Annotated in this window: 11 protein-coding genes; 3 read left to right on the forward strand and 8 right to left on the reverse strand. The window is 67.8% G+C overall.

The genetic code is table 11. The features are described from left to right. Positions 1-63 precede the first annotated feature (63 nt). From AU175_RS19395 to AU175_RS19420, 6 genes are all read right to left on the reverse strand, one after another. The gene (locus AU175_RS19395) at positions 64-837 is read right to left on the reverse strand and encodes an SDR family oxidoreductase (RefSeq protein ID WP_066293472.1); all 774 of its coding nucleotides are present in this window, start codon (positions 835-837) and stop codon (positions 64-66) included. Positions 838-846: 9 nt separating this feature from the next. Beyond that, positions 847-2,286: a glycosyltransferase 87 family protein gene (locus AU175_RS19400; RefSeq protein ID WP_082979290.1), complete on the reverse strand. Its 1,440-nt coding sequence runs from the start codon at positions 2,284-2,286 to the stop codon at positions 847-849. Positions 2,287-2,417: 131 nt separating this feature from the next. Continuing rightward, on the reverse strand, positions 2,418-3,704 hold the full coding sequence (locus AU175_RS19405; protein ID WP_066293474.1) for a glycosyltransferase 87 family protein: 1,287 nt from the start codon (positions 3,702-3,704) through the stop codon (positions 2,418-2,420). Then, on the reverse strand, positions 3,701-4,864 hold the full coding sequence (locus AU175_RS19410) for a cystathionine gamma-synthase (protein ID WP_066293480.1): 1,164 nt from the start codon (positions 4,862-4,864) through the stop codon (positions 3,701-3,703). The genes AU175_RS19405 and AU175_RS19410 overlap by 4 nt, the downstream gene beginning before the upstream one ends. Positions 4,865-4,879: 15 nt before the next feature. Continuing rightward, entirely contained in the window at positions 4,880-6,265 is a 1,386-nt protein-coding gene (locus AU175_RS19415; RefSeq protein ID WP_066293482.1) for a cystathionine beta-synthase, read from the reverse strand. Positions 6,266-6,308: 43 nt separating this feature from the next. Next, positions 6,309-6,701, reverse strand: coding sequence for a VOC family protein (locus AU175_RS19420; RefSeq protein WP_066293483.1), 393 nt, complete (start codon positions 6,699-6,701; stop codon positions 6,309-6,311). Between the two features lie 144 nt (positions 6,702-6,845). Between AU175_RS19420 and AU175_RS19425 the strand changes: the two genes are divergently transcribed. The 3 genes from AU175_RS19425 (at position 6,846) to AU175_RS19435 (ending at position 9,758) form a co-directional block, all read left to right on the forward strand. Further along, entirely contained in the window at positions 6,846-7,817 is a 972-nt protein-coding gene (locus AU175_RS19425; RefSeq protein ID WP_066293484.1) for a DNA-3-methyladenine glycosylase family protein, read from the forward strand. Between the two features lie 166 nt (positions 7,818-7,983). Beyond that, a complete protein-coding gene (locus AU175_RS19430; protein ID WP_066293486.1) occupies positions 7,984-8,952 on the forward strand; it encodes an ATP-binding cassette domain-containing protein in 969 nt (322 codons plus the stop codon). Next, on the forward strand, positions 8,952-9,758 hold the full coding sequence (locus AU175_RS19435; protein WP_066293488.1) for an ABC transporter permease: 807 nt from the start codon (positions 8,952-8,954) through the stop codon (positions 9,756-9,758). Before AU175_RS19430 ends, AU175_RS19435 begins: the two co-directional genes overlap by 1 nt. A 70-nt stretch (positions 9,759-9,828) precedes the next feature. Here AU175_RS19435 and AU175_RS19440 read toward each other — a convergent pair whose 3' ends face one another. Beyond that, complete coding sequence (locus AU175_RS19440; RefSeq protein ID WP_231938656.1) at positions 9,829-10,533, reverse strand: response regulator transcription factor; 705 nt, start codon at positions 10,531-10,533, stop codon at positions 9,829-9,831. Further along, complete coding sequence (locus tag AU175_RS19445) at positions 10,526-12,544, reverse strand: sensor histidine kinase (RefSeq protein WP_066293490.1); 2,019 nt, start codon at positions 12,542-12,544, stop codon at positions 10,526-10,528. Before AU175_RS19445 ends, AU175_RS19440 begins: the two co-directional genes overlap by 8 nt. Between the last annotated feature and the right edge of the window lie 161 nt (positions 12,545-12,705).

Raw genomic sequence — 12,705 nt, forward strand, 5'->3', positions numbered from 1 at the left:
CTCATAACGACATCTGCTGCTACCTAGTTGGGAGGGGTTCCCCGCAAACCCACGGCAGCGCACCTAGGCGGAGAAGCCGCCGTCGGACTTGATCAGCTGGCCCGAGACCCAGCGGCCTGCCGGCGAGACGAGGAAAGCCACGGTGCCGGCGACGTCGGCCGGGGTACCGAGCCGGCCACCCGGCTGCCGGCGGGAGAGCTCCTCGCGCAGCTCCGGGTCCATCCAGCCGGTGTCCACTGGGCCGGGGTTGAGCACGTTGGCCGAAATTCCCCGCGGCCCGAGCTCCCGCGCCGCGGCGATCACGATCCGGTCCAGGGCACCCTTCGAGGCGCCATAGGGCAGGTTGAATGCTGTGTGGTCACTGGTCAGCGCCACGATCGCCCCGCCGTCTTCCGTTGCCTGCCGGGCGAACGCGGCGATGAGCTGCCAGCTGGCCCGGGTGTTCACGGCGAAGTGGCGCTCGAACGCCTCCACGGTGGTGTCCAGGACACCGGAATCCACGGACTCGGCGTGGCTCAGCACCATGGCTGCCAGCGGCCCGGCCAGCTGGGTGGCCTCGGCCATGAGCCGGTCCGGGGCGGCAGGGTCCTGCAGGTCCGCCGGCACTGGGTGGACACGCGCACCGATCGCTTCCAGCTCGGCGGTGAGGCGCACGACGTCGTCGGGCTGGCTCCCCCACGGCATCCGGGCGTCGTAGTCATGCCAGTAGCTCAGGACCAGGTCCCAGCCATCGGCGGCCAGCTGCCGGGCGACGCCTGCGCCGATGCTGGCAAGCCTGCCGGCACCGGTGACCAGGGCTGCTTTCCGTGGGGTGGATTCGACAGGGGTGGATTCCATGACGTCAGCCTAGCGGGGGCTGGCTGCGGGCCCCGCAACGGCTGGCCCCGCCAAGGCAGGTTCCGCCACGGGCGCGGCCGCCGCCTCGACAACAGGTTCAGCCCAAACTGTGGCCAACGGTTCAGCCGGGGCCAGGGCACCACGGCGGAGGACAGTCAGCCAGCACAGCAGGACCGCCACTGCGCAGAACACGCCGGAACTGGACGCCATGATCCACAGCCCTGGCGTCTGGACGTCAAGGTTTTCGGCATCGAACGCCATCCCGATGGATTTGGGTGAAAAGAAGAACACCAGGACCGAGAACAGCAGCACGGCCGTCATCACCGTGCGCAGGCGCCGGTTGCGGTCCGGCGTTTCCCGCAGCGTCCAGGCAAAGGCGGGAAGGATGGCGGCAACCCAGACCCAGTGGTGGGACCAGGAAACGGGGCTGATGAGGAGCATGGCCAGGGCCGTCGCGGACATGGCCACCGCCCGGGCGCCCTGGTCAGTCGCGAGCTTAATGACGGCGGCGGCCAACGCCACCACCAGCAGGCACAGGAGCAGCCAGGGAAGCGTGACCGCGGCGGCCGGGACCCCGAAGTGCAGCAGCGCGCCCTTAATGGACAGGTTGTCCACGTAGCCCGCCCCACCGATCCGGGAGGTGTCCGGCAGGATCTCCAGCCAAAACTGCAGGGACTCGGCGGGGCGCAGAAGCCAGCCGAGCAGCACGGTGGCGGCGAAGCCGGCACCCATGTTGGCCAGGCCTCGCCAGTCCTTGCGCACCAGGTAGTAGAGTCCGAACACCAGGGGCGTCAGCTTGATGCCGGCCGCCACGCCCACCAGGAATCCGCTCCCGGGCATGCTTCGGTTCCAGCGGTGGTTCCGGGACAGCAGGTCGGCGGCCATGAGGCCCATCAGCAGGATGTTGATCTGGCCAAATGCCAGCGTCTCCCGCCACGGGCCGAGGGACAGCATCGCCAGGACGGCGGCGGCGGCGATCCACCGGCTGCGCGGCGTTTCGAATGTCCGGCGCCAGTCCGCCCTGGCGGTCCAGTAGCGTACGGCCAGGAGTGACAGCCACGCGGCAACCGCCACCCCGCCGGCGTTGAAGAGCTGGAGGGCCACCGGTTCCGGGAACCTCGCCAGGAGGCTGAAGACCAGTGCAGCGAACGGCGGGTAGGTGAACGGCAGCCCAGGACCTCCGGCCCATTCAACGGTTGGCCCGTACAGCCCTGAGGCGGCCCAGCCGGCGTCGTTCAGGATCTTGCCGCCATGCCAGTACACGCTGAAGTCGAGGCCCTGCTGGTTCCACCCGGCCAGCAGGAACCAGACCGGTACGCCGACGACGGCGGCGGGCAGCCACAGGGATGCGGTCCTCCTCAACGCGGGCAGTCTCCCCAGCCGCGGGCGGGAAGCCTTCGGATCATCCGCTGCAGCGACAGCCGCTAAATCCAGGTCCAGTTGTGCCATCCGTTGTCCCCCAAGGTCGCTAGCTGCAGGCAGGCCGTATCCGTCGGTTGCAGCGTTGGAACGGCGGCCGGCCGTAGCTACATACTACATATGCAAGCGGAGGATTCCCGGCAAGGCCGCAGCAGCAGGATCTAGGAGTGGCGGCGCTGGCGGAGCAATGCCCGGGACGGGCTGTAGGCCACTGCCCAATACGCCAGCAGCGCCACGCCGCAGAGAACGCCGAGGCTGGTGACGGCCAGCTGCCACTGGGTCTGCGGGTCCTTGCCCCACTCGTTGGCGCCGGCCATCATGGCCAGATACTTGGGCGTGAGGTAGAACGCCACTGCCGAAACAGCCACGATAACCCAGCCGTACAACCGGAGTTTCCCGCTGCGGGACGGCACGCGGTGCATCGCGAACGCCATGGACGGCAGCGCCACGGCGATCCACACCCAGTGGTGGGACCACGAAACCGGACTGATCAGCAGCATCAGCACGGCCGAGGCGGAGACCGCCACAAAGTTCTCCTCGGCAGCCACGGCCCATTTGATGACCAGGGCCGTCAGCCCGGCAAGGCCCAGGGACAGCACCAGCCACAGGACGCTGGTGAGCCCGGAGTCGGGCAGGCCCACATGGAGCAGGAGCCCCTTGACCGAGAGGTTGTCCAGGTAGGCGGGCCCGCCGATCCGGCCGGTGTCCGGCAAAATCTTCGTCCAGAAAGTCAGTGAAGCGTGGGGCAGCACGGCCCAGGCCAGGGCGATGGAGCCGAAGAAGCCGCACGCCATCCAGCCCAAGGCCTTGAAGTCGCGCCGCACCAGGAAGTACAGGCCAAACGCCAGCGGCGTGAGCTTGATCCCGGCCGCGATGCCGATCAGCAGCCCTGCGGGCCACCGGATCTCCCCCGCCCGGTCTTTCCCGTGGAGCGCGAAGTCGGCGAGGATGAGGCCCATCAGGATGATGTTGATTTGGCCGAAGTCGAAAGTGTCCCGCCACGGTCCCAGCAGCAGGATCGCCGCGGTGCCCGCCAGCGCCACGGTGCGGAACCGCCAGTCGGCGAACGACATGCGCCAGCTGCGGAGCCCGAAGTAGTGCCGGGCCAGCCAGGCGGCCACGACGGCGGCCCCCACGAGCGCCGTCGTACTGAAGATCAGGCTGCTGGTGCCCATAGGCAGCAACGCCAGAGCGGCGAACAGCAACGCCGCGAACGGCGGGTAGGTGAACGGCAGGCCGTCGCGCGGTGCGTACAGCTCATTGGCGCCGGACTCGCCGGTCTCCAGCACGCGGGTACCGCCGTAGTAGTACACCTCGAAATCGTTCATCAGCGGGTTGTAGGCGGAGTACAGCACCACCAAGGCAAGAACGACGGCGGCAGCACCGGCCGCCGTCGCGATCCAGCCCCGGGTGGTTCCGGATGACAGCACGGGGGTAGTTGCGGTCACCGGAGGAACGTGAAGGAGTGCTCGAGGTCAGCGATGAGGTCCTCAATGTCCTCGATGCCGCAGGACAGCCGGATCAGGTTGACGGGGACGGCCAACTCCGTGCCCTTGACCGAGGCGTGGGTCATCTCCGACGGATAGTTCATCAGCGATTCGATGCCGCCCAGCGACTCGGCCAGGGTGAACACGGAGGTGTTTTCCGCGACGGTGCGGGCCGCCGCCTCGCCGCCCTTGAACTGGACGGACACCATGCCGCCGAAGCCCTTCATCTGCTTCTTCGCCAGTTCGTGGCCGGGGTGGGTGGGCAGGCCCGGGTAGAAAACAGCCTCCACTTCCGGGCGTTCCAGCAACCACTCCGCCACGGCCTGGCCGTTGAAGCTGTGCCGGTCCATCCGCACGCCCAGGGTCTTCAGGCCGCGGGTGGTGAGGAACGCGTCCATGGGTCCGGACACCGCGCCCACGGCAAACTGGACAAAGCCAATCTTCTCTGCGAGCTCCGCATCCTTGACCACCAGGGCCCCGCCCACTACGTCGGAGTGGCCGCCGATGTACTTTGTGGTGGAGTGCACCACAACGTCGGCACCCAGCGCGAGCGGGGTCTGCAGGTAGGGGGAAGCGAAGGTGTTGTCCACCACGAGGAGGGCACCGGCGTCGTGCGCCACCTTGGCCAGGGCCTCGATGTCCGTGATCCTCATCAGCGGGTTGGAGGGGGTTTCCACCCAGACAAAGCGGGTCTTGTTGGCACGCACCACCTGGGCAACCGCATCCAGGTCCGCCATGTCCACGGGAGTATTGCCGATCCCCCAGTCGCCGAGCACCCCGTTGATCAAACGGTAGGTGCCGCCGTAGGCGTCGTTGCCCAGCACGATGTGGTCCCCGGGGCGGGTCAGGGCCCGGATCAGGGAGTCCTCCGCGGCCAGGCCGGAGCTGAAGGAAAACGCGTGGGTTCCGCCCTCAAGCGCGGCAAGCTGTTCCTGCAGGGCGTCGCGGGTGGGGTTGCCGCCGCGGCCGTACTCGTAGCCGTCCCGGAGCCCGCCGATGCCGTCCTGCGCGTAGGTGGAGCTGAAGTGCAGCGGCGGCACCACGGCACCCGTGCGGGGTTCGAAGGCCTGGCCGGCGTGGACGGCGCGGGTGTTGAAGCCCTGGTTTTCAGAAACAGGCATGGTGCTCCTTTGGAGTTAGTTGCTGAGGTAGGCGAGGAGGTCGTGCCGGGTCAGGATGCCCACCGGCGCCCCAACGAACGTCACCATCACCGTGTCCACATCGGACAGCAGCGCGCGGGCCGCCGAGATGGTTTCCAGCGAGCCGATGACGGGCAGCTTCGGGCCCATGTGTTCGGAGATCTTGTCCGTCAGTTTCGCCTCGCCGCGGAACAGCTTGGCGGTCAGGGTCCGTTCGTCCACGGCGCCCAGGACCTCGCCCATCACCACGGGGGGTTCCTGGGAGAGGACCGGGATGTGGCTGACGCCGTACTCGTTCATGATGTTGATGACGTCCCGGACCGTCTCGTTCGGGTGGATGTGCACCAGGTCCGGGAGTTCTCCGGTCTTGAACTTGATCACCTCGCCCACGGACGATTCCTCGCCGCCGGAGAGGAAGCCGTAAGAACGCATCCACTGGTCATTGAAGATCTTGGCGAGGTAGCCGCGGCCGGAGTCGGGAAGGATGACCACCACAACGGCGCTTTCCGGGAGGTCGCGGGCGGTCCGCAGCGCAGCCGAAACGGCCATGCCGGACGAGCCGCCCACCAGCAGCCCTTCCTCTCGGGCCAGCCTTCGGGTCATGGCGAAGGAATCGGCGTCGCTGACGGCGATCACTTCGTCCGGAACCGACTTGTCGTAGTTCGCCGGCCACATGTCCTCGCCCACGCCCTCGACGAAGTAGGGCCGCCCGGTCCCGCCGGAGTACACCGAACCTTCGGGGTCCGCCCCGATGATCCTGACCCGGCCGCCGTCGGACTCTGCACGGTCCGCCGAGACCTCCTTGAGGTACCGGCCGGTGCCGGTGATGGTGCCGCCGGTACCGGCCCCGATGACGCAGTGCGTGACCCTTCCGTCCGTGTCCTGCCAGATCTCCGGCCCAGTGGTCTCGTAGTGGCTGCCGGGAGCGGCCGGGTTGGAGAACTGGTCCGGCTTGTAGGCGCCCGGGGTTTCGGAGACGATCCGGTCCGAGACGCTGTAGTAGCTCTGCGGGCTGTCGGGGGCGACGGCCGTGGGCGTCACCACTACCTCGGCGCCGTAGGCGGCCAGGACGGCGCGTTTGTCCTCGCCGACCTTGTCCGGCACCACGAAGATGCACTTGTAGCCCTTTTGCTGGGCCACCAGGGCCAGCCCCACGCCGGTATTGCCGGACGTGGGCTCCACAATCGTTCCGCCCGGGAGCAGCTTGCCGTCCCGCTCGGCGTCCTCGATCATCTTGGCCGCGATGCGGTCCTTGATAGACCCGCCGGGGTTCAGGTACTCCAGCTTGACCAGGACCGTGGCTTTGATGCCGTCCGTCACGTGGTTGAGCTTGATGAGGGGGGTCTTGCCGATGAGGTCCAGGATGGACTGGGCGTACTTCATAGGTACAAAGTTACCGTCTCCCGTGACGGGCCTTGCCCCGGGCTCAGCTCCCTGCTGTGGAATCTGTCTGCCAGAGGCCCATGATGTTGCCTTCTGTGTCCTTGAAGTAGGCATAATAGCCCATCCCTGGAACGGCATCCTTGGCCTGCGCCACTGAACCACCGGCAGCTTCGACCTGCGCCAGGGCGGCGTCAAGGTCCTCCACATCGATGGTGATGACGGGCGTCTTGAGGTTGTCCGTGCGCGGGAACAGGGCCCCGTTGATGGCTCCGGGCGCGCTTGGCATGCCTGTCTGTTCGTCCGACGGCGTGGTGATGGCGATGGTGTAATCCATCTCCGGCATGGGGGACAGGTTCCACCCAAACGCGCTTTGGTAGAAGGTGTTGGCGCGTTCCTTGTCATCTGCGGGGATCTCGAAATGCACAACTCCAGCCACGGCATGCTCCTTTGAATGCGAGTTTGAAAGCGAGGGAAAGGCGCGGACTCCCCGCACCACACGATGGAGTCTAGTCCCGGCATCCGTTGCCCGTAAGAGGGATCCGGAACCGGCATTGTCAGCCGGCCGTGGGACGATGAAACCATGACCATCGCAGATGCCCCCGCCCGGCTGGCCGCCGCCGCGGACGCCTCCCTGCGGTGGCATCCGGACGGCCCTTACAGCCTGCATCAGACGTTGGGCACGCTCCTGCGCGGCGCCGGCGATCCGTCGTTTTGTTCCCGGCCGGACGGCCTGTGGACCGCATTCACGACGCCCGACGGCCCGGTCACCCTGCGCCTCACTACGGCGGAGGACGGGGCTGTCGATGCCCAGGCGTGGGGGCCCGGTTCCGCCGCCGGAATCGCCGGCGTTCCCCGCCTCCTGGGCGCCGGGGACGACTGGTCGGCGTTCGACGAACCGGCCTTCCACGGCTCACTCCCCCGCATGGTCCGTGACGCCCGACGCCGGAACCCGGCCGTGCGCCTGCCTTCCACCGGCCGGGTGGTTGACTGCCTCGTGCCCACCATCCTGGAGCAGAAGGTCACCGTCATCGAGGCCCGCCGCGGCTACCGGTACCTGATGTACCGCTACGGTTCGGCGGCCCCGGCCGCAGGCAGCGCCGGGCCGGCCCAACTCCGCGTCCAGCCCACTGCCGAACAATGGCTGCGCATCCCGTCCTGGGAATGGCACAAAGCCGGCGTTGGACCGCAGCGTTCGGCGACCGTCATGCGCGCGCTGCGCTCCGCCGTCGCACTTGAACGGCTAGCAGATCTGCCGGCAGCGGCGGCGGCGGCGAAGATGCAGGTCATCCCCGGCATCGGGGTGTGGACCGCGGCGGAGGTGGTGCAGCGCACCCACGGCTGCCCGGACTCGATCGCCGTGGGCGACTACCACCTCGCGGCTTACGTGGGCGCCGCCCTCACTGGCCGGCGGACCGATGACGCGGGGATGCTGGCGCTGCTGGAACCGTGGAAAGGGCACCGGCAGCGCGTGGTGCGGATGATCGGGCTGAGCGGCTTCCGCAAACCCACGTTCGGGCCGCGGATGACCATCCAGGACCACCGCGGGCACTGACGCTGGCGCGCACGTTCGCGCGGGGGCCTGAAGTGTCCGTTCGCGCAGCTTTTTCCGCGCGGCTCCACAGCCCCTTTTCCGTGGACTCGTGCCACCAATGGGTATACCGTGGCGCCATGGAGCCCGCACCAGAGCCCCGGAATGCCGAAATTCTCTGGAGTCACCCATGATCCACACTGACAAACTGACCAAGACCTTCGTCGTAAAGAAGGAAACGGTGGAAGCCGTCAAGGGCGTCGACATCGACGTCGCCCCCGGCGAACTTGTGGCCTTCCTGGGGCCGAACGGCGCCGGCAAGTCCACTACCCTGCGGATGCTGACGACGCTGCTCAGGCCCACCTCCGGTACGGCAACCGTGGCAGGGGTGGACGTCACCGCGGATCCGGCCGGCGTCCGGGCGCGGATCGGTTACATCGGCCAGGGCAACGGCGGCGGCCACAGCTTCCGGGTCATCGACGAACTGGTGATGCAGGGCCGCTTTTACGGCATGAACACGGCCGATGCCGCTGCGCGGGCCGAGGAACTGCTGAAGTCCCTGGACCTCGCCGACCTGGCCAAGCGCACGGTCATCAAACTGTCCGGCGGCCAGCGGCGGCGCATGGATGTGGCACTGGGACTGATGCACTCACCTCGGTTGCTGTTCCTGGACGAACCGTCCACCGGCATGGACCCGCAGAACCGGGCCAACCTGTGGGAGCACATCATGCGGATGCGCGCCGAACATGGGACAACCATCGTCCTGACCACGCATTACATGGACGAGGCCGATCTGATGTCCGAGCGCGTCATCGTCATTGACCACGGGCAGATCATCGCCGACGACACGGCGGCCCGGCTCAAGGCCAACCTCGCCGGTGACCTGCTGGCCGTCGAGGTGGCGGCGGATTCGGCGCACGGAGTGCGCGGGCTGCTGGGCCGGGCGGCCGCCGGAGGGGAGATCAATGAAAACACGTACGACGGCGTCGTCCGCTTCCGTCTCCGGCTCACCGAAGGCGCCCGGCTGGCACCGGCGCTGCTGAAGGAGATGCACGACGCCGGCGCTCCCGCCCAGTCGCTGGAGCTGAAGCCGCCGACGCTGGACGACGTGTTCCTGGAACTGACAGGCCGCAACCTCCGGGAAGGAGCAGACCGCTGATGGCCGTGCAAAGCACCACGGAAGTACGGGAGAAGCCCAGCCTGGGCCAGGTGTTGCGTGACACGAAGTACGTCTTTTGGCGCGAGATGCTGCTGCCTTTGCGGGACCCATTCTCGCTGATCTTTTCGCTGATCCAGCCGCTGGTGTTCCTGGGGCTGTTCGGCCCGCTGCTCGGCGCGGCCGTGGGTGCCCCGGCGTTCGGCGGCCAGTCCACGCTCCAGTGGTTCCTGCCCGGCGTCGTAGTCATGATTGCCCTGTTCGGCACGTCCATGACTGGCTCCAACCTGCAGTACGAGCTGATGACCGGTTCGTACGAGCGGATCCTCGCCACACCGCTGTCGCGCTCCTCGCTGATGATCGGGCGGGCCCTGAAGGAGTGGGCGCCGCTGGTGGCCCAGGGGCTGCTCATCGCCCTGGTGTGCATCCCGTTCGGCTTTGTCTTTTATCCGCTGCATGTGCTGGCGGGCCTGGTCATCCTGGGGATTTTCGGGATAGGCCTCGGCGCCCTCTCCTACGCTCTTGCCCTGGTGTCACAGAACAAGGAGTGGATCTTCTGGGGTGTGCAGCAGACGCTGCTGTTCCCGCTGATGATCCTGTCCGGCATCATGCTGCCCATCGAAGCCGGCCCGGGCTGGATGAAGACGGCCAGCCTCTTCAATCCCCTGACGTACCTGGTCAACGCGGAGCGGGAACTGTTCGCCGGCAGCGTCGGGACGGACACGCTCCTGGGCCTGCTCGCCGCGGTGGTGAGCGCCGCCGTCGGACTTGCAGTGGGGATCCGCGCCATCAACCGCAACATCCGCTGAGCGGGGAGGGCCTCAACTGTACGTTCGCGCATCCCGCCTGTCCGTGGGGCGCGAACGTACACTTGCGGCCCTACTGATCGCGTTCCCCGGAACCGGCTTCGCGGCCGTCGCCCTGCAGGAAGGCAAGCACCGCGGCGACACGGCGGTGCACGCCCGTCGCGGGGAGGCGGAGCTTGGTGAAGATCGAGTTGACGTGCTTCTCCACGGTGGAGGACGACAGGTAGAGCGACTGCTCAATGCCGGCGTTTGTCCTTCCCTGGGCCATTTCGCGCAGCACGTCGATTTCACGCGGGGATAGTTCGGAGAGCGGGTTCGTCGCCCCCGCGCTGCGGCGGCGCACGAGCGTGTCCACGATCTGCGGGTCGATGACCGAGCCGCCCATCCGAACCTCGCGGAGCGCGTGTACGAGGTCCTCCAGATCACCGATCCGGTCCTTGAGCAGGTAGCCGAGGCCCGCCGAGCCGTCGGCGAAAAGCGCGAGCGCGTAGCTCTGGTCGGCGTGCTGTGACAGCACAACAACCCCTGTCTCCGGGTGCGCGGCACGTATGGCGCGGGCTGCCTCTATACCCTCCATATGATGGCTTGGCGGCATCCGGATGTCGGTGAGGACCGCGTCCGGGGAAAACCGGCGCACCGCATCGAGCAGTTCGGTTGCGTTGCCCGTGGAGGCGACCACGTCGATCTCGCCGGAGTCTTCCAGCAAACGGCGGATTCCCTCGCGGACGAGGTAGTTGTCCTCGGCGATCACCACCCGCAGCACACCGGATTCACCCAAGGTGCTCCCCCTCCCGCTTCACCGGGAGCTCGACCAGCACGGTGGTGCCCGACGGGTCGTGGTCCGAAACATTCAGGCTGCCCCGCAGCGCTGCCACCCGGTCACGGATGTTCGCCAGGCCGCCACTGGCCGCCGGCGGGAGGGTTCCGATGCCGCACCCGTCGTCGGTGATCGCGATTTGCAGATGCCCGTTCTCCCGTGCGAGCCCCACTGAGGCCGTGGTGGCGTTCGCGTGCTTCGCCGTGTTGGCGAGCGCCTCACGGACAACGTAGTACGCCGTCGTTTCCACATCCTCGGGGAACCGCTCAGCCCGGACGCCGTCGTCGGCTTCCACTGTTAGCGGGATGGGGAACCTGGCCGCGCTCGACTCGATGGCCGCCACGAGGCCGTTGTCGCTCAGCACGGGCGGATGGATGCCATGCGCGAGTTCCCGCAGGTCGGAGAGCGTTTCCCGGGCCTGATCCTGCAGTCCCGCAAGCTCGTCCGCCGTGAGCTCGCCGCGCTGCAGCCTGTTGCGGGCCAGGCGTAGGCCGGCTATCTGGGCGACCACGTTCTGCTGGATCCCGTCGTGCAGGTCCCGCTCCAGGCGCTTGCGCTCGTCGTCCTGCGCGGCGACGAGCCGTTCCCGGGACGCGGTCAGATCATCGAGTTGCTGGGCGAGTTGGGCGCTGAGGCGCACGTTGGCCACGGATGGCGAGGCCTGGCTGGCGACGGTCCGGAGCAGGTCACGTTCGGCGTCGCTGTATTCCCCTTTCCGGCGCGGGCCGACGTCGATGCGCCCGAGGGTCTCATCGCCCCTCACCAGGCCGCATGAGACGACCGGCTCCCCGCCTGCCTCGCCGGCGGCGCCTTCCGGGGACTGAGCGAGACTGCCGTCGTGTCCCGACAGCCTGATCCGCACCCAGGTGGCGTCCAGGCCGTCGCGCACGGCGCCGGCCAGCCGGGTGAGAAGGTCGTTCGGGTCTACCGCTTGATCCAGCTGGGTGCCGAGCTGGCTGAGCAGCGTGAACTGGCGCTCCCGGTCACCGAAGACGGCGCGCTGGATCCAGCCCCTCAGCCACCCGCGCGCCGGAAGCAGGCAGACGGCAAGGAGCGTGGTCAGCAGGATGGCACCTGTGACCGAAAGACTGCCGGCGAGCAGCACGGCCGGCGTCGCGGTGGCGACCCCGAAGAGAACTGTGATCAGCAGGTTCGACGAGCGGGAGACCAGCCGACCGCGGTCATCCGGTGCGATGTCAAATGCTCCGTACCGGAGGATGCCGTGGATGGCTGCGAGCGGCACGGCGGCCAGCGACGCGAAGACGGCGGCCGTGGTGATCCAAGTCAGCGGGGCGAACGTCCACATGACAAAGCTGGCCAGTGCCGCTGTAACAACCCAGGTCATGACGCGCGTGCGCGCACGGACTTCGGCATCGCCGAAGAGCGCCCGCGAGTAGAGGACGCTGAGTCCCAGGAGGACGCTCGGCCACGGCTGGTAGATGGCGTACTGCACCGCAGGGGCGGCCCACTCGAGCCAGGGCACGGCGAACGGATTCGGAACAGCATCACCGCTGATGCCGACGTACGGCTGCATCACGACGTGCGGGGTAGTGAGCAGCGTGAGCGGGCCAACCAGCACCGGTACCCAGACGAAGGCGACCGCGACTTTTTGCCATCTCCGCTCCGGCGTGCCGGTCGGGTAGGTAGCGAACAGGGCCAGGAAGGCGGCGGTTGCCACTGCATCCGCCGTCAGCCCGAGCATATTGAAGAGCGGGAACCACGGCTGCTGGATCAGCTCAACGTTCCGCTGCACGAAGGTCTCGCACGCGGAGCCTACAGCCATGGCGGTGGATGCCGTCGCGATGAAGACGGCGGACCGGGACGACGACACTGTGAGCAGCCAAATGCCAAAAACCAGTGTAGGCAGCACGCCAAGGAGCGGCCAGGCCAGGCCGTGGTCCGCAGCTGAGTCGACAAATCCCCGGGTGATGACGACGTAGAGCAGCGACGCCGCCCCGATCGGAGCCAGCACTGCGGGCAATCCCCATCTGCGGAGCACACTCCTATGATCCGCCCTTGGCCCGATTCCCGGGAGGGGGTACCTACCCAACCCCTATGGTGGCTGGCCTCCAACTACCCTGCGGCCACCCGCGTTCCGGGCACATCCTGCTGGCGCCTACGGTGGGCTCGAGC

This window comes from Arthrobacter sp. B6, from assembly GCF_001663775.1.
Classification (GTDB): domain Bacteria; phylum Actinomycetota; class Actinomycetes; order Actinomycetales; family Micrococcaceae; genus Arthrobacter.